The sequence below is a fragment of the Leclercia sp. M-A074-M genome, from assembly GCF_965195605.1.
Taxonomy (GTDB): Bacteria; Pseudomonadota; Gammaproteobacteria; order Enterobacterales; family Enterobacteriaceae; genus Enterobacter.
In genome coordinates, this window is sequence record NZ_CBDAHM010000014.1 from 24883 (window position 1) to 44739 (window position 19857).

The following is a 19857-nucleotide window of genomic DNA, read 5'->3' on the forward strand; positions in this document are numbered from 1 at the left end:
TCGAGAACCGATTTAAATTAAATTACTGGTTCATCCACTTACAATGAAATGAATCTAGCACACATTAAGAAACAAATTCATTACAATCGTGTAATGTACATAGCTGTATTACATTTACGTCATCTTCCCCACAGGTTGATTATTTTTATATATGATCATAAGGACATCTTTTATGTACCTCAGAAGGTAATTACACATGAATATATTAATCACGACCACTGCGTTTACAGCTTTATTTTGTGGGGCAGCTTTTGCTCAGTCCAGTGATATTGCCCATGAAGCACATCGATTTGTTAATAATGCCTCAGCCGTCAGTCATGTGAATTCCTCGACGCATGAAAACTTACCGGACAGGGTTAATAAAAACAACACGCCCTCATTCTCTGAAATGAATGAACATGAAAGGGCCATTGTTGCTCATTCATTTATGAACAACAGCGCGTCCTATGCGCATCAGAAAATGATTGAGGAACATAAAAAAATGCTGTCCGGCAGTGATGCAAATTCAAAGACCTCGTCTTCTTCTTTTAACGAACTGAATGCCGGAGAAAAAGCCGCTCTCGTGCATGAGCAGGTCAATAATGCCGGTGCGGAAGCACATCAGACGCAGGCAAGAAAGCTTCGCGGGCTGTATTCGACCAGGTAACTGCAGGCGGGTTAGTGCTTAGCGTCAGGTGCGCAGCAGGGCTTTACTGACGGGTTACGTAGCAGGACATGAGCCCCATATTGCTCTGCCGTAACCTGTTTCAGTCCCGTTAATCATCACCGTCGGGCTGGTCATACAGTTCCCAGAGCTTCCGGAGCAAACGGGAAACAAGATATGTTACAAAAATGACGACCATCAACGGTGCTCCCGATTAACTGACAGATGACACGCCTCCTGAAAACCCCTAGCATACGCCGCAGTGTTCATGCTAACGGCGAATTCCAGTAAATGTATTCTACCGATGTCGTAAAAGAAAATGCCTACCTTTCAGCCACCCGCTCGGGGCTGGAATCGAACGAGATCGCTACTCTTCAGCGCTCCTTGCCTTCCCGGTTTAATCTGCGGCATTTGAAAAAAAATGAATCATTAAAACTCGTACTGCAAAAGAAAGCGGGAAAATCACGTGTCGTGGCCTATAAATTTACGTCCGGTTCATTTAATTACACGGCGTATCGTATATCAGATAAAAAGTTCTATAACCTTTCCGATACTTCCGGGAAAGGCAGTCTCGATTATCCGTTACCGGCCACAGCAAGACTCAGTTCGCCTTTCAATCCTGCAAGACTTAACCCGGTATCGGGAAAAGTGAGTCCCCATAATGGCATTGATTATTCCATGCCCATGAACACGAAAATAGTCAGCGTCATCGACGGAAAAATCACCCGGGCCGAATACAACAGTACCATGGGATATTTTGTTGAAGTAACGGGAAAAGCCGGTGTTAAAACTCGCTATCTCCACCTCAATAAAATACTCGTTACTAAAGGGGCCAGGGTTACCCGGGGAGACGCTATTGCGTTATCCGGTAACAGCGGACGTTCATCCGGTCCTCATCTGCATTACGAGCTGGTCATCAATAACAATCCTGTTAACTCACTGGCGTTCCGGACGGCGGCACCCGCTGATAACAAACTCGAACAGCATGCCTTTGCGCATGCCAGAGACTACGAACGATACCTGGACTGATAACGGGACCGCGACGCGGTCCCGTCTGCCGGATTAATTTTTTTTATCGTTTTCACTTCCGTGATGTTGATGATCTCCATGCCCCCCGTGACCGTGGAAAAGATGCATGAGCGGACAAAGCAGCAGTAACAGATATGGCCAGTAGCCTGCCACATGTGACCAGTGTTCGCGCAGGAGAGCAAATGCCGCAATCGCGGCGACAGCAATAAGCGCATAGGTTGTACTTTTCATACCGGACTCCTTCTGTTCGTAACAGCCCCTTCACTCAGTGTTATTTCCCGAGCCTGACACTTTTCAGACGCAACGCATTTGCAATGACGCTAACGGAGGAAAGGGCCATGGCCGCCGCCGCAATAACTGGCGACAGCAGTATTCCATACACAGGATAAAGCAGACCTGCAGCTACAGGCACCCCAAGAGCATTGTAGATAAACGCAAAAAACAGATTCTGCCGGATATTTTTCATGGTGATCTCTGACAGATGACGGGCCCTGTTGAGTATCATCAAATCGCCTTTGAGAAGGGTAACGCCAGCACTTTCTATTGCCACATCTGTACCCGTTCCCATGGCTATACCCACGTCAGCCGCTGCCAGCGCCGGGGCATCATTCACACCGTCTCCGGCCATCGCAACCACATGGCCAGACTCTTTCAGTCGGGTTATCACTGCTTTTTTGCCATCCGGCAGAATCCCGGCTTCAACCTCATCTATTCCCAGTTTCCGTGCGACTGCTTCAGCAGTAAGCTGGTTATCCCCGGTGAGCATAACAATGCGGATCCCCGCCTGACGCAAAGCTTTAAGCGCATCCGGCGTGGTTGCTTTCACGGGATCCGAGATAGCTATCAGGCCTGCAAGGTTCCCGTCTGTGGCCACATAGATAACGGTAGCGCCTTCCATCCGCAACGTATCCGCAACGGCCTTTTGATTATCAATAACGATACTGTTTTCCTGCATAGCCAGTTCATTACCAATAACAACCCGTTGACCTTCGACATCGCCTGAGACACCTTTCCCCGACGGGGCATTGAAATTACTGACGGCAGGTATCACGATCCCCTTTTCATGCGCGGCTCTGACAACAGCCATACCCAACGGATGCTGCGAACCTTTTTCCACTGCAGCTGTTACACGTAAAAGAGATATTTCCCCACCCGGACTGAGACTGATAATCCCTGTCACCGTAGGCGAACCTTCCGTGAGCGTGCCTGTTTTGTCGACAACCAGCGTGTCCACTTTTTCAAGACGCTCAAGGGCTTCGGCATTCTTGATTAACACCCCGGCCTGGGCGCCTTTGCCCACCCCCACCATTATCGACATCGGCGTGGCCAGTCCCAGCGCGCAGGGACAGGCAATAATCAGGACCGACACAGCCGCAATGAGACCGTGCGCCATCCTGGGCTCGGGCCCCCAGACAGACCAGATCAAGAAAGCAACAACCGCGATAAGTATCACCAGAGGAACAAACCAGCCTGAAACGCTGTCTGCCATTCTCTGGATGGGGGCACGCGAACGCTGTGCATCAGCGACCATCTGAACAATTCGTGAGAGCATCGTTTCATCACCGACTTTCTCTGCACGGATGATAAGACTACCTGTCTGATTAATCGTCCCCCCAATGACAGGGTCACCCTTCGTTTTGGTAACCGGCATAGACTCCCCGGTCACCATCGATTCATCCACGGTTGTTTTGCCTTCGATCACGATACCGTCGACCGGAATACTCTCTCCAGGTCTGATGCGGAGCTTATCGCCAGGCAGGACATCTTCCGCATTAATATCCGTTTCATGACCGTCATGATCCAGCCGTCTGGCGGTTTTGGGGGCAAGGTTCAGAAGCGCAGTAATGGCGCCTGAGGTTTGTTCCCGTGCCCGCAGCTCAAGAACCTGTCCCAGCAGAACAAGCACCGTAATAACTGCTGCGGCTTCAAAATAAACGGCCACCAGGCCATCCATGTTTCTGAACGATGCAGGAAACCAGGAGGGGAAGACGGTTGCAATGACGCTGTAAACCCAGGCTACGCCGGTCCCCATTGCAACAAGGGTAAACATATTCAGGGAGCGGTTACGTAACGACATTCCGGCCCGGGCGAAGAATGGCCAGCCACACCACAACACGACAGGGGAGGCCAGAAGCAACTGCAGCCATGTGTTGTACTGTGGCGGTACTGTATTCCTCAAGTCGGGAAACAGATGAGATCCCATTTCGAGTACCAGAACCGGAAACGCCAGCAACAACCCCAGCCAGAAGCGTCTTGTCATGTCGTGAAGTTCATCACTCGGCCCCGTGGATGCCGTAGCTACGAGCGGCTCCAGTGCCATTCCACAGACAGGACAGCTTCCGGGACCACTGCGGCGTATCTCCGGGTGCATCGGACATGTCCACACACCTTCAGAATTCTCTTTTTCCGCCTGGTTGTGAGGCTGTTTTATCTGATCAGGGCTGACTTCGTGATGATCGTGGTGATGGTGATGGGAATGTTCACTGGCATCTTCGGTAAAATAATGATCGGGATGGGCTTTAAATTTGCTCTCACAGCTGGCGGAGCAGAAATAAAGCTGATGGTCCTGGTATCGAATGCTGCTGTGCGCCTTGTCAGGCAGGATGACCATCCCGCACACGGGATCTCTCACCTTATGCAATACGTGGCCCTCGTCCGGGGATAATGTCTGCTCAGAAGCAGTCTGGTTGTTGTGTTGCACTGCATTGTCATTTTTCACAGTAACTCTCCTTATGCATACCGAAGCATCTTCTGTCTTCAGGGTATGTCATGGATGCGATTACCACGAATATCGCCGGCACAGGAGTGCCTGCTACCGGCGTCCCGTTATCAGCCGTTCCGCTGACTATTTGATTCGCTGGAAGATCTTTTTACTGCCCTCCGGGGAGAATGCGATAACATCGTAAGCCTCTTTACGGGCCCCCATCTCCATTCCCGGGCTTCCCGCAGGCATGCCGGGGGTGGCAAGGCCATAAATCCCTGAACCAGACTGCATTGCCTTATGTATCGTGGCTGCAGGCACATGACCTTCAATGATCAAATTACCAGTAACTGCGGTATGACAGCTTCTCAGTCCAGCAGGAACAGCATATTTTTCTTTCAGGGCTGACAGAGCCTGATCATTCATGACGTGGGTCCGCACCTCAAACCCGTCCTTTTCCATCGCCTTGCCCCACAGGGAACAGCAACCACAGTTTTCAGACTTGTACATGTCTATTACTTTTTCACCTGCCATTGCCGGCAGTGAAAGGCCAAAAGCCAGGGTCATTAAAATTATTTTTTTCATACTCACCTCTGTATGTTATCGATATAAACCCTGACGTCAGGGTGAATTTATGCAAAAGGACACCTGCAGGGGTGTCCTTTCAGGGTTATGACACGCTCTTTTTATGTCTGCGCAGCCAGATGAGTTTATAGGCGGCAGGAATAATGAACAGGGACAGCAGCGGAGCTGTGATCATCCCGCCAATCATGGGGGCCGCAATACGGCTCATGACTTCTGAACCTGCGCCGGTTCCCCAGAGTATCGGCAGCAGACCCGCGATGATCACCGCCACGGTCATGGCTTTCGGGCGGACACGCAGCACGGCACCATGATAAAGGGCTTCATCAAGACCTTCCGGTGTGAACGTTTCCTTGTTTGACAGTTCCGGATGCGCTTCAATGGCATGACGCAGATACATCAGCATGACCACGCCAAACTCTGCTGCCACACCGGCCAGGGCGATAAACCCGGTTCCGGTTGCGACTGACATATGGAAGCCCTGCCAGTACAGGAACCATATCCCGCCAACCAGGGCGAACGGCAGACTCATCAGGATCAACAATGCTTCATCAACCCGGCGGAACGCCAGATACAACAGGATGAAAATGATCATCACCGTCATCGGCACCATCAGTTTAAGTTTCTTGTTGGCGTGCTCAAGCAGTTCAAATTGTCCGGAGAATGACACGCTGGTACCCGGTCTCAGTTTCACTTTCTGACTGATAGCCGTTTTAATATCATTAACCACCGACACCATATCCCTGCCGCGCGCGTCAATGTAAATCCAGCTGGCTGGACGGGCATTTTCCGTTTTCAGCATAGTCGGCCCTGAAACGACCTTAATATCCGCGACATCGCCCAGCGTGATCTGCTGCTTCATCGGGGTCAGGATCGGCATCTGTTTCAATGCATTTGGACTGTTCCGGTAATCCTGCGGATAGCGAATATTAATCGGGTAGCGGGCCACGCCTTCAACCGTTTCCCCTGCCGTTGCGCCGCCGATGGCTGATGAGACAAACAGCTGTACATCACCGACAGTCATACCGTAACGGGACGCTTTTTCCCGGTTGATATCGATATCGATGTAACGCCCGCCTTCAAGTCGCTCAGCCAGGGCAGACACCACGCCCGGCACGGTTTTGGCTACCGCCTCGATACTCTGCGCAGTCGCATCAATATCGGCCAGGACAGTCCCTGAGACCTTGATACCTATCGGGCTTTTGATCCCGGTTGAGAGCATATCAATACGGTTACGGATTGGCGGAACCCACAGGTTTGCCAGACCCGGTAAACGGACGGTCTTGTCGAGTTCTTCAATAATCTTGTCAATCGTCATACCCGGACGCCACTGATCCTCAGGTTTGAGCTGGATCGTGGTTTCCACCATTTCAAGCGGTGCGGAATCCGTTGCGGTCTCTGCTTTACCGGTCTTGCCAAATACAGAGGCCACTTCAGGAACGCTTTTGATTAACTTGTCCGTCGTCTGCAGGAGTGCTGCAGCTTCTGCCGGAGAGACGCCAGGCAATGTTGACGGCATATACAGCAGGTCGCCCTCATTGATCTTCGGCAGAAACTCCCCCCCCACCTGACTCAATGGCCAGATAACGGTGAAAATGGACAAGGCCGCAACCAGCAGGGTTGTTTTTGGCCAGTGGAGGACCCGCAGCAGCAATGGATGATACGCTTTGATCAGCACCCGGTTCAGGGGGTTACTGGTCTCGGCAGGAATTTTTCCCCGGATCCAGAATCCCATCAGGATCGGAATGACAATGATGGCCAGCGCGGCCGCGCCCGCCATGGAGTACGTTTTCGTGAATGCCAGCGGGCCAAACAGACGTCCTTCCTGACCTTCCAGGGTAAAGATAGGAATAAAGGACAGGGTGATGATCAGCAGGCTGATAAACAGTGCGGGTCCCACTTCCACGGAGGCGTCGGTAATCACCTTCCAGCGGGTGGCGTTGTCAATCTGCTCACCCGGATGCTGATGATCCCACTCCTCTAGCCGTTTATGCGCATTCTCAATCATCACAATGGCGGCATCCACCATCGCACCGACGGCAATAGCTATCCCTCCCAGCGACATGATATTGGCGTTCAGTCCCTGGAAGTGCATGACGATAAAGGCGATACACAGGCCAAGCGGCAGAGAGATAATCGCCACCAGGGCAGAACGTACGTGCCACAGGAACAGGGCACAGACGATGGCCACCACGATAAACTCTTCCAGAAGTTTGGAACTGAGGTTATCAATCGCCCGGTCGATTAACTGGCTGCGATCGTAGGTGGTCACGATTTCAACACCTTCCGGCAGACTGGCCTTCAGTGTCTCCAGTTTATCCCTCACTGCCGTGATTACGTCACGCGCGTTTTTACCCGACCGCAGGATCACCACGCCGCCAGCGACTTCCCCCTGGCCGTTCAGTTCGGCAATACCACGCCGCATTTCAGGCCCTGTCTGCACGCGGGCAACATCCCGCAAATAAACCGGCACGCCGTTCTCGCCTGTTTTCAGGACGATGTTATTAAAATCATCAATGCTCTGCAGATAGCCGCTGGCGCGGACCATATACTCCGCTTCGGCTATTTCAACGGATGAACCACCGGCCTCCTGGTTAGACGATTCAAGAGCCTGTTTCACTTCGGGAAGGCTGATCCCATACTGGGACAGTTTTACCGGATTGACCTGAATCTGGTACTGCTTCACCACGCCACCAACCGAGGCTACCTCAGCCACGTTCGGGATGGTCTTCAGTTCAAATTTCAGAAACCAGTCCTGCAAAGAACGCAGTTCTGAAAGGTCGTGTTTTCCGCTGCGATCGACCAGGGCATATTCAAATATCCAGCCCACTCCCGTAGCGTCCGGGCCGATTTCAGAGCTCACACCCGCAGGCAGTTTGCCCTGAACCTGATTCAGGTATTCCAGCACGCGCGAACGGGCCCAGTACAGATCGGTCCCGTCTTCAAAAATGACATACACATACGAATCACCGAACTGTGAAAAGCCACGCACGGTTTTTGCGCCAGGTACGGACAGCATGGTGGTGGTAAGCGGATAGGTGACCTGGTTTTCTACAATCTGCGGGGCCTGTCCGGGATAGCTGGTTTTAATAATGACCTGCACATCTGACAGGTCAGGCAGCGCATCGACCGGCGTGTTAATTATCGTCCATGTGCCCCAGATGCTGAGAAACAGTGCGCCCATCATGACCAGGAAACGGTTGGCGACAGAGCGCCGGATAATCCATTCAATCATCGTCGTCTCCTCAGTGCCCTGAATGCATATTTACAGGCTGCTCAGACATTGCTGGCATACTGTTTTCTGTTTTTTCAGGGTGGCGCATACGTTCCAGCGCGCCCGTAATATTGGCTTCGGAGTCAATGAGGAACAGGCCACTGACCACCACGGTATCGCCTTCATTAAGACCGGAGCCAATGCCAGACTGTTGCTGTGATTCATGCAGAACGTGGATCTGTTTCGGCACAAACTTGCCTTCATCATCAACAGTAATCACGCGCTGTTCTTTGCCGGTATCGATAACGGCCTGGCTTGGTATCAGCAGCATCTCCTGACTTTGGGTATTCAGTTTGAGATAGGCATTCATGCCCGGCTTGAGAAACTCATCCTTGTTAGTAACCTGGAGGCGGACCTGAAGCGTGCGGGTTGTCTGATCCACGCTGGGAAGAATGTTCCATTTTTCGACATGGAATGTTTTATCCGGATAAGCCGGTACCGAAATTTCAAACTGCGACGTATCTTTCAGCAGATAGGCGATAGATTCTGGCACTGCAGCGCTGATCCAGACCGGGTCCATCCCCTGAATCTGAGCCACCACCTTATCTTTCGAAATATTCATGCCTGTGCGCAGGTCAAATGCAGTAATGACACCATCAATAGGTGCTTTAATGGTAAAACGGGTCTGGATTGTGCGGGTTGAACGCAGCCTTTGAATATCCTCTTCCGGCATACCAGCCAGACGAAGTCGCTCCAGAACCCCTTTTATCTGGGTTGGCGTACCGCCTGTACCGGATAACAGCAGAAACTCACTTTGTGCCTCAACCCATTCAGGAATGGTGATATCGATAAGCGGAGTGCCTTTCTTCACATGATCGCCAATCGTCAGGGGATACACTTTTTCGACGAAACCGTCAGAACGCGCCTGCACAATGACAAACTGATATTCGTTGTAACTGACATTAGCCGGGATTGTCTGAGAATAATTCAGCATTCCTCGCGTGACTTTTTGCGTTTTTAATCCCAGATTCTGAACCTGAGTTGGATCGATACGGATCCCGCCACTGCTTTTATCGCCACTTTCATCAGCATATTTCGGCACCAGGTCCATATCCATAAAGGGAGATTTTCCGGGTTTATCAAATTTGGTATCCGGTTTCATCGGGTCATACCAGAAAAGTACCTTTTTCTCCGGTGCCTTTTGTTCTGCTGGTACTGTTTTTTGTGATGAGTTTAAATACTGCCAGGCAGTAACCGATATCAGCCCTCCTGCTATGAGGCTGCTGATAATTATTGCAGCATATTTTATCTTTAAAGAAGCCATACAATTTCTCGCTGAAAAATCAAAACACCTGGCATATGCGCCCGATCATTCATTCATAGTAATCCCATAATGAATGTTCAGGCGCACTGGATGTATTCGCTCCGGACTGTTAATCAGGATTGCGTAACGTTAATGCTTTTGAGTAAGGAGATATTGCCCTGCTGAATAAACGAGAAATCGACATGGTTGCCGGTTTTCAGGGCATTGATAGCGTCGTCTGCATTAACAAAAGTGAAGCGCATGGTCATTGCAGGCCAGCCCACCGCCGGGATTGCTTCGTGCGAAATGGTAATCTTTTTACTATTCATATCAATGTCTTTAACGATACCGGTGCCCTTGATAACCTGCTGTACCGAAGCATCACTGGCAGCATTCATATCGCCATGCTGATGTGTTTCAGCATGAAGACCGGCAGAAAACATGACAGAAAAGGCACCAAATAAAACGGCTTTAAGTGAATTATGCATTTTTAATTTCCTGATTAATTGAATAAATTTACTCTACCCAACCGCCACCCAGCGCGGTAAACAGATTAATTTCGTTAACCTGTCGGGAATAGGTAAGATCGAGAATGGTTTGCTGCGTCGCGAAGAGGGAACGTTCTGCATCCAGCACTTCGATGTAACTGACAGCACCACTTGCATACAATCCTCTGGCACGCTGTAGAGTTATCTGAAGTGAATCAAGATAACGCTGCTGTGACTCAAGTTGCTGGCTAAGGCTGTCGCGCAGCGCAAGCGTGTCGGAAACATCCTTAAAGGCTGACTGAATTTTTTGTTCGTAATTAACCACGGACTGTTGCTGGCGAATTTCAGCCAGCTTCAGATTGGCTTTGTTCCTGCCAGCATTAAATATAGGAATTTCAATTTTAGGAATAAAATTCCACATTCCACTTCCTGACGTAAAGAGGCTGGACAGCTCCGTACTGCTTGAGGAGAGGCCACTGGTCAGGGTAATGGACGGGAAAAAAGCCGCTCGCGCTGCGCCAATATTAGCATCAGCCGCTTTCAACTGGTATTCCGCTTCCATAATATCCGGACGCTGCAGCAATATTTGTGACGACAGATTTGGTGGCAATTTTACTGGTGCGATCTCCCCACCTTTCATCCCTTTTTCTGACGGAACTGCGCGGTACGTTCCCAGCACCAGTTGCAGGGCATTGTTTGCCTGAGCCAGATCGCCTTCTCGTTTGGCTATTTCGGCGCGGGTACTTTCGATTTGCCCCCTGGCTTGTTCAAGCGCCAGAACGTTCGTACTCCCGGTCACCAGTTGTTGCTCAACGAATGCATAAGACTGTTCATAATTTTTCAGCGTTTCCCGCGCAATACGGAGTTGTTCGTACGCCAGTTGCTGGCTGAAATAGCTCTGTGAAACGTTGGAGACCAGCAGGATGTGTACGGCACGACGGGCTTCTTCGCTGGCAAAGTAGTTCTGGCGATCAGCCTCACTCATGTTCTTAAGTTTGCCAAAAAAATCGAGCTCATAGCTGAGCTCCAGACCCGCGTCGTACTCCTGTGTGGTCGGCTTGTCACCTTTCAGACCACCGCTGTATGTGATCCCGGATGAGGCATTCAGTTGGGGATAACGATCTGCATCCGTGACGTTGAACTGGGCCCGGGCCTCTTCAACCTTCAGGGCCGCCATTCTCAAATCACGGTTATTATTCAGGGCTTCACCGATCAGCCTGCTGACCTGGGGATCGACAAAAAAGTTTCGCCAGCCCGTATCCTGATAGCTGTTTACCGCAGGCGTCAGACTGTTTTTAGACAATGAAAACTGCTGGGGAACCGGAGCTGGCGGACGCTGATATTCAGGTGCCAGAGAAACACAACCTGCCAGGATGAATATGGTACTGATGCTGAGTAATTTTAATTTGAACATAACGCTTCTCGTACAGGCAGACCTGGTAAATGGTTCAAACGAAGTCCAGAGTATTGATAGGGATACTTTACCGAACGCTCTCTGTTTGCCGGGTGACAGGATAATGACAATGTTGTCATTTTTGCTGTAATCCGTTGATAACGATCGTGGGCGCAATAAAATGACATTAGTAGCCAGCCGGGGAGCATGATGAAAATATTAATCGTTGAAGACGAAATTAAAACAGGTGAATATCTCAGCAAGGGGCTGACAGAGGCGGGGTTCGTCGTGGATCATGCTGATAATGGTCTGACCGGATATCATCTTGCCATGACAGCCGATTATGATTTAGTCATCCTGGATATCATGCTGCCTGATGTAAACGGCTGGGATATCATCCGTATGCTGCGCAGTGCCGGAAAGGGGATGCCGGTATTACTGCTGACGGCCCTTGGCACGATTGAACACAGGGTCAAAGGACTTGAGTTGGGTGCGGACGATTATCTGGTGAAGCCCTTTGCGTTTGCTGAACTGCTCGCCCGGGTAAGAACCCTCCTCAGGCGGGGAAACACGATGATCACGGAAAGCCAGCTTAAAGTGGCTGACCTCTCGGTTGATCTCGTATCCAGAAAAGTCAGCCGCGCCGGGAACCGCATTGTGCTCACCAGTAAAGAGTTCAGCCTGCTGGAATTCTTCATTCGCCATCAGGGAGAAGTTCTTCCCCGCTCCCTGATTGCCTCTCAGGTCTGGGACATGAATTTTGACAGCGACACTAACGCGATTGATGTCGCAGTAAAGCGACTCCGCGCTAAAATAGACAACGATTACGGGACAAAACTGATCCAGACAGTGCGGGGCGTGGGCTACATGCTGGAGATCCCGGATGCATAGCAAACCGTCCAGACGACCTTTCTCACTCGCTCTGCGGCTGACCTTTTTTATCAGCCTGTCCACAATACTGGCGTTTATCGCCTTCACCTGGTTTATGCTCCATTCTGTTGAAAAGCATTTTGCCGAGCAGGATGTCAGCGATCTGCAACAAATCAGCACCACACTGAGCCGTATACTCCAGTCCCCGGCAGATCCGGATGAAAAAAAAGTAAGCAAAATAAAGGAATCGATCGCCAGCTACCGCAACGTTGCCCTTTTGCTCCTCAATCCCCGGGGTGAGGTGCTGTACAGTTCTGCGCAGGGGGCAGCACTACGCCCGGCCGTGAATTCAGCCGATTTTAGCGAGCACAGCCGCGCACGGGATGTCTTTCTCTGGACGGTGGAGGATCCTGCGAGAGCGATGGATACCGGGTCTGGAATGAAGATGGAAACGTACCGGATTATCGCCTCCTCTGGCCAGGCGACATTTCAGGGCAAACAGCAGAACTATGTCATGCTGACTGGCCTCTCCATTAATTTCCATCTCCATTACCTCGATGCGCTGAAAAAAAATCTGATTGCGATTGCCGTCGTGATAAGCCTGCTGATTGTTCTGATCATTCGCATTGCTGTCCGTCAGGGGCACCTGCCCCTTCGTAATGTCAGCAATGCCATTAAAAACATCACCTCCGAGAATCTTGATGCGCGGCTGGAACCGACACGCGTTCCCATTGAGCTGGAGCAGCTGGTTATCTCGTTCAATCATATGATTGGAAAGATTGAGGATGTTTTTACCCGCCAGGCCAATTTCTCTGCCGATATCGCGCACGAGATCAGAACCCCCATCACCAATCTGGTGACGCAGACTGAAATAGCTCTGAGTCAGGATCGAACGCAGAAGGAACTTGAGGATGTCCTCTATTCCAGCCTTGAAGAGTATAACCGGATGACCAAAATGGTCAGCGACATGCTGTTCCTGGCACAGGCGGACAATAATCAGCTGATACCTGACAGGGTTCGGTTTGACCTCAGAGCAGAAGTCATGAAAGTCTTCGAGTTTTTCGAAGCCTGGGCCGAAGAACGCAATATTATGCTCAAATTTAACGGGATGCCCTGCCTGGTTGAGGGAGATCCACAAATGTTCAGAAGAGCGATCAATAATCTGTTATCCAACGCCCTGCGTTATACCCCAGAGGGACAAGCAATCACCGTCTCAATAAGGGAGCAGGAGAGTTTTTTTAATCTTGTGATTGAAAATCCGGGGAAACCAATCCCTGAAGAGCATTTATCAAGGTTGTTTGACCGTTTTTATCGGGTGGATCCGTCCAGACAACGAAAAGGAGAAGGCAGCGGCATCGGCCTTGCGATTGTGAAGTCAATCGTGGAAGCACATCACGGAAGAGTGCAGGTGGAATCGGACGTACACTCAACGCGTTTTATCTTATCCGTGCCCAGACTGGAGAAAATTATTCCGGACACCCAGTACTGAGAATAAAGATTTAAATGACAAAGATGTCATTAGCCTGTCATGCAGCAAACAGAAGCCATTCGATATAATTAGTGCAACTTATCAGGAAGGCTGGATTGCTTTATCAATATCCGGCGTCAGTGTACGCCAGGAAATGAATATCCAGTCCCCTCCCGGAGAAATAAACACTTCCGAACCTGTTTCAGTTATGGAACTGAAAACACCGGTTGTACTCCCCCGGACATCACTAATTAAGAAATGGAGAGTTATCATGAAAAATATCGTATTAGCATCCTTGCTGGGCTTTGGCTTAATTTCTTCGGCCGGGGCCACTGAAACCGTGAATATCCATGAGCGGGTCAACAATGCACAGGCACCTGCTCACCAGATGCAGTCTGCTGCGGCTCCTGTCGGGATCCAGGGGACTGCACCTCGTATGGCCGGTATGGACCAGCATGAACAGGCCATTATTGCTCATGAAACCATGACGAACGGGTCGGCGGATGCGCACCAGAAAATGGTGGAAAGTCATCAGAGGATGATGGGAAGTCAGACCGTTTCCCCTACCGGGCCGTCGAAGTCATTAGCGGCAATGAATGAGCATGAAAGAGCTGCAGTTGCCCATGAATTTATGAATAACGGTCAGTCTGGCCCACATCAGGCCATGGCCGAAGCGCATCGTCGCATGCTCAGTGCAGGCTGACGGCTAGGGAAGTATCTGTGCTGTCCTTATTTCCTTGATAGATTTTTCCGTAACCGGATATATGGCAACATCTTTGCCCCCTACAGGGGGCATTTTTATCAGATTCTGCTACAGTTAACGGGTATCAACGCTAAAAGGATATTTTTTATGAAAGCCAGAAACACTTTATTTGCAGTATTAATGTTATCCCTGCCAGCGATTTCAGCAGAACATTCAGAAATGAAAATGACTGATATGTCTACCTCGGCTTCGTCACAGGAATATATGGCTGGCATGAAAGACATGCATGACAAAATGATGGCTGCCGTAAATGAATCCGATCCCGACAAGGCTTTTGCGAAAGGCATGGTAGCGCACCATGAAGGGGCAATAGCAATGGCTGAGACCGAGCTAAAATACGGAAAAGATCCGGAAATGAGAAAGCTCGCGCAGGACATCATTAAAGCTCAAAAAGGTGAAATTGAGCAGATGAATAAATGGCTTGATAGTCAAAAGTAAACATTGCAGAAACGTCACGACAAGCGTGATTTTACATCGCTCCTGGGCGCGGGAGTCTGTTAATCTTTATATAATTCAAACCCGATTAATTTCGGGTTTTGTATTTTTACGCGCCAAATCGGTAACTACCAGGAAATAATGACCTTCTCTGCAAGCAAGGTAAAAACATTACTATTGAATAACACTCACCTGTTCTCGCCTTTATAATAGCGAATCAAATCCTCCAGAGATATATCGATAGCTACCTGTTTTAATAACTCCTTTCTCTCATTATATATTTTCTCAAGCATTTCTTCATATCCCTGGCCGAGGTGAATTTGCTTATGGCAATTGCAACACAGCGATATTATATTTTCTTCGACGTCAAGCGAAGTGTTAAAATCATCCTGTTTGGACATAGGTACAATGTGATGAGGTTCAGTATAATTCAGGGAAGAGTTACGCCTTCTGAAGGTTGGGTGTTCACCATCGACTTCACATCTGTAACCTGCTTTGTTCAGTGCATTTTTCGAAACCCCTTTATTTCTTGGGTACGAGACGCCATTTTTTACTTCAATTGCATGTTTCTTTGGTTTAGCTTCCCCTGTATATTCAAATGTCTGGGCGATATCAAATGTATTATTCGCTTCCATGGCGTTGATCAACTCATCGTCTGAGTAATACTCATTGATGGTTATTTCTTCCGCACCAAATAAATCTAGCTCTTTAATTGCCTGAACAAGTTCATCACGAATAGTCCATAAGTATCTTTTTGGTTTTTCACCGGTTTCTTTACTCTTCATGACTGTAATGAATTTTGTGCCAGGTGCTATATTACCGATCCCTTTAACTTCAAACCTTCCTAGCTCTTTTTGAACTCTACCACCGAGCCCGTTAATAACGCCATTAGCACTCATACTGTGCTGGTCGTACTTTTTGCCTATATCAAAACATGTGCAGGAATGATTTGGTTCAATATACCATTTTTTTAACGCCTCAATACTTTTAGAGTCAAAAACCTTTTCATTCATTAACAGATTTTTCCATTCTTCCACACTGATATCAATGTCGCAGACGTACTCCCCGTCAATTACCTGGCAAATCTTATAGATCACGATCACCCCCTCCTGTAATAAAAAAATCATCACAATACACAGTCCGTTACCCGGTATGAGTGCAGTCAGGTAACATCTGCAGTATGCCATATTTTCAGCTCTGGTAAATCAGAAAAACCATTGTCATGGCATCTCAAATTAAATTATTTCTGAAATTACTAAACTTCAGCATCCATCACCGACTATACCATGTTTTCTGTCTGGCCAAGATATAATGGACAGTTAATTCCGCTCATTATCCGCGATGATGAAATAGTCTCCGGTCAATAAAACCGTACAATGTTTTCAATGACCTGCACTTTTAACTGAACAAGTGAAAAACCATCCAGAACTTAAAATGTTAACAATAATTTCATGCTGGCGTGTATGCCACATTATTCACATTTTGCGAATGAAAATAACTGGCATAATTGAATTTAATGATAATGTTACATATTGTCAGCCAGGTTCCGGAAAGCGAGAACCGGAACCGCACCTGTCCAGCCGGTATTTCCGTCGATGACCCTCGCTTTTTACTGATTTGTGCCCTACTGAGAAGCAGCTAACTCAATTTCGGAATCGGCGCAGATGAGTTTCCGGAACAAAATAAATGTTGCCGCGCGCCCGTGAGCATGCCACGTACAGCCTGTTACGGGACGACGGTGGAAGGGCTGCCAGTTCCTGACGGGTCAGAAGCTTCCAGTGGGCGGGCCCCATCACAATGCAGACATCCTGAAAGTGATCGAGCCCTTTGCTGACGCCCCAGTTCATGGAATAGCAGCCGTAACGGTGATGTTCACGATAGAAGAGCTTAATCACCGTATTATCGGCGTGCAGGGTGGCTGTGTGCTCTGCATCTGTGATCGTTTCAATCAGGGTGGCATGTATCCCATGGGCAGCGATACGGATGTTCAGTTGCCCGGTGATAAACTCGCACACCGAAGCCGAGCAACGCCATGTTCGGTTGAGCGTGTTGCGGTCAACCATGAAACCTGCTGCGGCGAAGCGGGCCTCATATCGCGTAATGTCATCGTGCAGCGTTGAATTAACGTTGCCGTCACGGCTTGTATCAAAGGTATGCTGATAAAAATCACCGCAACACAGCACAGTGATTTCCGCACGGCAGAGCTCCAGCAGAAAATCAAAGTCATGTCCGGCAAAGTCCTGGACTTCATCGAGAAGCAGTTCATCGTAGTAACGGGCAAGCCGGGTACGGATATCCGGCAGCAGCCCCCGGGCTGTCAGCAAGTTTGCGAGCCTCCGGTGATATAGCCGTCCGGCGGGATCCTGATAATGCCGGGCATTCGTGCGCGGTATTCCGGGAGGGGGTCGGTCGAAGCTCAGGCCACGCGATGCCAGCCGCTCCTGCAGGAAAGGCCGGAAGCAAAAACCGTGCAGAAACTCAAACCAGGTCATCACCCTGATCCCGTCCGGGATAAAGCCAAAACGTCTGATAATCTGCGCCCGCAGATGCGCTTCATTATTCACGGTGAAGGTCAGGATCAGCGTTCTCCGGTCCTCACTCAACCGCCGTATCAGCAGCGTGGTCTTGCCCGAGCCGGCAACCGCAAATATCACTCTCTTATCCATGCCAGTGCCTCCTGAATATAATCAGGTACCGTCAGCTCTTCGGCGTGCAGCTGTAACAGCCGGAATGCTGCTTCTGCCTTATTGGCCAGCATGTATTCCTGCACCGTGAGTGTTCGGCGGGTTCCGCGGAAAAGCGCGTCACACAGAGCAGCGTTATCCTGATACAGGCAGATTTCAAATGTGGATCGGGTGTTGTCGCGATCAGCAAATACCCGGGTGCGGGAACACAGCACGTCAGCATAGCGTTCATCGCAGTTTTGCTGATAGTTTCCGTCATTATCACGAAGGGCCGCGACGCGATTTTCCAGAAGACGGGCCAGTTCAAGATAACGACGGAAACTCGTTCCGCCGATAGCGATGATGTGAACCCCGTCATCCTCCGGCGCCCTGCCATACAGGCGGCGATAAAAGGCCTCAATCAGAATAAACTCAGCATCCCCCTCCACGAGCAGTACACGTCTGGCCAGCGCAAATTCCAGCACGTTATTATCCGGTGCTTTCATGAAGAAGGCGGCAGTCTCAGCGGAAAGTTCATTCATCAGTACCGGCCGGGTAGATCCGAGGAGGATTGCCTTACGCAGATCGAGGCGGGAGGAGATATGGCTGCTGTGTGTGGCAATAAACACCTGCGTCTGCCGTTCAGTGGCAAGCTGATTAACTAGCCTCTTCATACTGACATGGCTGAGATGATTCTCCGGCTCCTCAAGCAACAGTGCGTGGAGCTCTCCCTGCTGCTGATGGCGCTGCAGCGCAAACTCTGTTTTGATGAAGCACTGCCTTCCTTTTCCACGGTGACGAATGGAAATACCGTCCTCGGTAATGTCCAGATTCGCCTCAAGACCTGATTTAGCACCGGAACGCACGCCAAACTGATACGTTTCCAGCGTGTCGTTTATGGCTGACAGATGCCGGGTGCAGAAGAGCATTTTCTGTTGCCGGTAACTGTTTTCAAGCCGGTAACGATCGGCCACCGGCACATTGACGCTGTAAACTGTGCGCGTATATTCCTGTGCGGCGTGCTCGTTATCGATGCGTGCACTGTCTAACAGCAGATGGCGCAGATAGCGTCTGAAGCCGGCGAAATGACCACCGGAGAAGGTGCTGAACCGCACGGAATAGTATTCATAGGGAAAATTATCGGGATCCTGCTGTAGTACATTGTGAATATCCTGACCGTATTCCTCCGTCATTGGTGCAATGCGCATTCTGAGTCCATCCGCATCGATACCCGCCAGATTTTGCCTGCCGTTCAGGTCAGGATCTCCCCCATTACTCAGGAAAACGTCAGCTGTCAGCACGGGTAACAGCTCGGCGCGGCGCTCACCTTCCTGAAAATGCCTGACTGCTGACTGGGACAGGAGCGATTCCACACCCAATGCCTCGACCCGGTGCCGGCTGTCACTCAGCACAAGGTCAAGGGCCAGCAGAATCGTGCTTTTCCCGGACTCGTTGTCACCGACCAGAATGTTACGGTCATGAGTGAAGCGCAGATCCAGTTCCGGAAACTTTTTAAAGTTTTGCAGCATAAGCCGCGTGATCAGAGGCATCTTTTATTCCTTTATATACCGCTGACTGAAAGAGTGTCCGGCAGCGCCAGACCGCCTGTTTTGTATTACAGCGTTATCTTACCCAGTCTTCCAGCACCAGACCCGGCACCCGCTCAAATTCCCGCACATTATTCGTCACCAGCACCGCGCCGGCGGCAATGGCGTGCCCGGCGATCGCCGTGTCGTTCGGCCCGATCGGTGTACCCGCGAGGCGCAGCGCCACCTTGATTTCTGTAGTCGCATCCACCGCGGCGCGGTCCCAGGGCAGGATGGCATCGAGGCGGGCGCAGAACGCGTCGACCAGCTCGATATGCCGCGGTGAGGCCTTCGGCCCGGTGGCGCCGAAGCGCATCTCGGAATAAGTGATGGCCGAGACAACGATGCGCTGGCTGCGCAGCACCGCCTGCTCCAGGCGCTTCAGGACGGCTTCCGGCTGCTCGCGCATGATGAATGAGCAGATGTTCGTGTCGAGCATATAAATCTTGTTCACAGGTCAAATCGTCCTTCGTCGGTGACAACGTCCTCACGCTCCGCCATAAAGTCCGAATCAGCTTTTTCAAGCTGGGCGAACGAGCCCCAGGTCGGCCGGACGGGACGCAGGATGATGCTGTCCCCTTCCCGGACGATCTCCAGCTCGCTCACCCCCTCAAAATCAAGATCGCGGGGAAGGCGGATGGCGCGGTTATTGCCGTTTTTAAAAATAGATACGGTTCTCATGATTCGCTCCCGGGTAAGTGTGGATATATGAAGCATAT

Annotated in this window: 18 protein-coding genes; 6 read left to right on the forward strand and 12 right to left on the reverse strand. The window is 50.3% G+C overall.

Translation table 11 applies throughout. The annotated features are described in order from the left end of the window. The first annotated feature begins 196 nt into the window (after positions 1-196). Positions 197-646, forward strand: coding sequence for a copper resistance protein (locus ACOKCT_RS21235; protein ID WP_001023257.1), 450 nt, complete (start codon positions 197-199; stop codon positions 644-646). A gap of 288 nt (positions 647-934) precedes the next feature. Further along, positions 935-1672 carry a peptidoglycan DD-metalloendopeptidase family protein gene (locus ACOKCT_RS21240; RefSeq protein ID WP_004388332.1) on the forward strand — a complete coding sequence of 246 codons (738 nt, stop codon included), beginning with the start codon at positions 935-937 and terminating at the stop codon, positions 1670-1672. Positions 1673-1705: 33 nt separating this feature from the next. Here the strand turns inward: ACOKCT_RS21240 and ACOKCT_RS21245 are convergent, their stop codons facing one another. The 7 genes from ACOKCT_RS21245 to silC all read right to left on the reverse strand — a co-directional run bounded on the left by ACOKCT_RS21245 (position 1706) and on the right by silC (position 11374). Further along, entirely contained in the window at positions 1706-1903 is a 198-nt protein-coding gene (locus tag ACOKCT_RS21245) for a DUF2933 domain-containing protein (protein ID WP_004388331.1), read from the reverse strand. Positions 1904-1943: 40 nt separating this feature from the next. Next, complete coding sequence (silP, locus tag ACOKCT_RS21250) at positions 1944-4391, reverse strand: Ag(+)-translocating P-type ATPase SilP (RefSeq protein ID WP_023327683.1); 2448 nt, start codon at positions 4389-4391, stop codon at positions 1944-1946. 126 nt (positions 4392-4517) lie between these two features. After that, positions 4518-4958, reverse strand: a complete 441-nt coding sequence (locus ACOKCT_RS21255; RefSeq protein WP_114388521.1) for a DUF411 domain-containing protein — start codon at positions 4956-4958, stop codon at positions 4518-4520. 85 nt (positions 4959-5043) lie between these two features. After that, positions 5044-8190, reverse strand: coding sequence for a Cu(+)/Ag(+) efflux RND transporter permease subunit SilA (silA, locus tag ACOKCT_RS21260; protein WP_172693862.1), 3147 nt, complete (start codon positions 8188-8190; stop codon positions 5044-5046). Positions 8191-8200: 10 nt separating this feature from the next. Further along, complete coding sequence (gene silB, locus ACOKCT_RS21265; RefSeq protein WP_001446341.1) at positions 8201-9493, reverse strand: Cu(+)/Ag(+) efflux RND transporter periplasmic adaptor subunit SilB; 1293 nt, start codon at positions 9491-9493, stop codon at positions 8201-8203. 113 nt (positions 9494-9606) lie between these two features. After that, positions 9607-9960, reverse strand: a complete 354-nt coding sequence (cusF, locus tag ACOKCT_RS21270) for a cation efflux system protein CusF (RefSeq protein WP_114388523.1) — start codon at positions 9958-9960, stop codon at positions 9607-9609. A gap of 28 nt (positions 9961-9988) precedes the next feature. Then, complete coding sequence (silC, locus tag ACOKCT_RS21275) at positions 9989-11374, reverse strand: Cu(+)/Ag(+) efflux RND transporter outer membrane channel SilC (protein ID WP_000475515.1); 1386 nt, start codon at positions 11372-11374, stop codon at positions 9989-9991. Positions 11375-11563: 189 nt separating this feature from the next. On the opposite strand from silC, the gene silR reads away from it, so the two are divergent. From silR to ACOKCT_RS21295, 4 genes are all read left to right on the forward strand, one after another. After that, positions 11564-12244 (forward strand): copper/silver response regulator transcription factor SilR, encoded by a 681-nt coding sequence (silR, locus tag ACOKCT_RS21280; RefSeq protein ID WP_114388524.1) that lies wholly within the window; start codon positions 11564-11566, stop codon positions 12242-12244. Beyond that, positions 12237-13712, forward strand: a complete 1476-nt coding sequence (gene silS, locus ACOKCT_RS21285) for a copper/silver sensor histidine kinase SilS (RefSeq protein ID WP_114388525.1) — start codon at positions 12237-12239, stop codon at positions 13710-13712. The genes silR and silS overlap by 8 nt, the downstream gene beginning before the upstream one ends. Positions 13713-13962: 250 nt before the next feature. Next, on the forward strand, positions 13963-14394 hold the full coding sequence (gene silE, locus ACOKCT_RS21290) for a silver-binding protein SilE (RefSeq protein ID WP_114388526.1): 432 nt from the start codon (positions 13963-13965) through the stop codon (positions 14392-14394). A gap of 147 nt (positions 14395-14541) precedes the next feature. Further along, positions 14542-14892, forward strand: coding sequence for a DUF305 domain-containing protein (locus ACOKCT_RS21295; protein WP_114388527.1), 351 nt, complete (start codon positions 14542-14544; stop codon positions 14890-14892). A gap of 185 nt (positions 14893-15077) precedes the next feature. On the opposite strand, the gene ACOKCT_RS21300 is transcribed toward ACOKCT_RS21295, so the two are convergent. The 5 genes from ACOKCT_RS21300 to vapB all read right to left on the reverse strand — a co-directional run bounded on the left by ACOKCT_RS21300 (position 15078) and on the right by vapB (position 19819). Further along, positions 15078-15986 (reverse strand): HNH endonuclease, encoded by a 909-nt coding sequence (locus ACOKCT_RS21300; RefSeq protein ID WP_172693877.1) that lies wholly within the window; start codon positions 15984-15986, stop codon positions 15078-15080. 546 nt (positions 15987-16532) lie between these two features. Next, positions 16533-17555 carry a DNA helicase UvrD gene (locus tag ACOKCT_RS21305; protein ID WP_114388528.1) on the reverse strand — a complete coding sequence of 341 codons (1023 nt, stop codon included), beginning with the start codon at positions 17553-17555 and terminating at the stop codon, positions 16533-16535. After that, the gene (locus tag ACOKCT_RS21310; RefSeq protein ID WP_114388529.1) at positions 17540-19102 is read right to left on the reverse strand and encodes an ATP-dependent nuclease; all 1563 of its coding nucleotides are present in this window, start codon (positions 19100-19102) and stop codon (positions 17540-17542) included. The genes ACOKCT_RS21305 and ACOKCT_RS21310 overlap by 16 nt, the downstream gene beginning before the upstream one ends. A 73-nt stretch (positions 19103-19175) precedes the next feature. Continuing rightward, a complete protein-coding gene (locus ACOKCT_RS21315) occupies positions 19176-19592 on the reverse strand; it encodes a type II toxin-antitoxin system VapC family toxin (RefSeq protein WP_114388530.1) in 417 nt (138 codons plus the stop codon). Further along, a complete protein-coding gene (gene vapB, locus ACOKCT_RS21320) occupies positions 19589-19819 on the reverse strand; it encodes a type II toxin-antitoxin system VapB family antitoxin (protein WP_172693876.1) in 231 nt (76 codons plus the stop codon). Before vapB ends, ACOKCT_RS21315 begins: the two co-directional genes overlap by 4 nt. Positions 19820-19857: the final 38 nt, after the last annotated feature.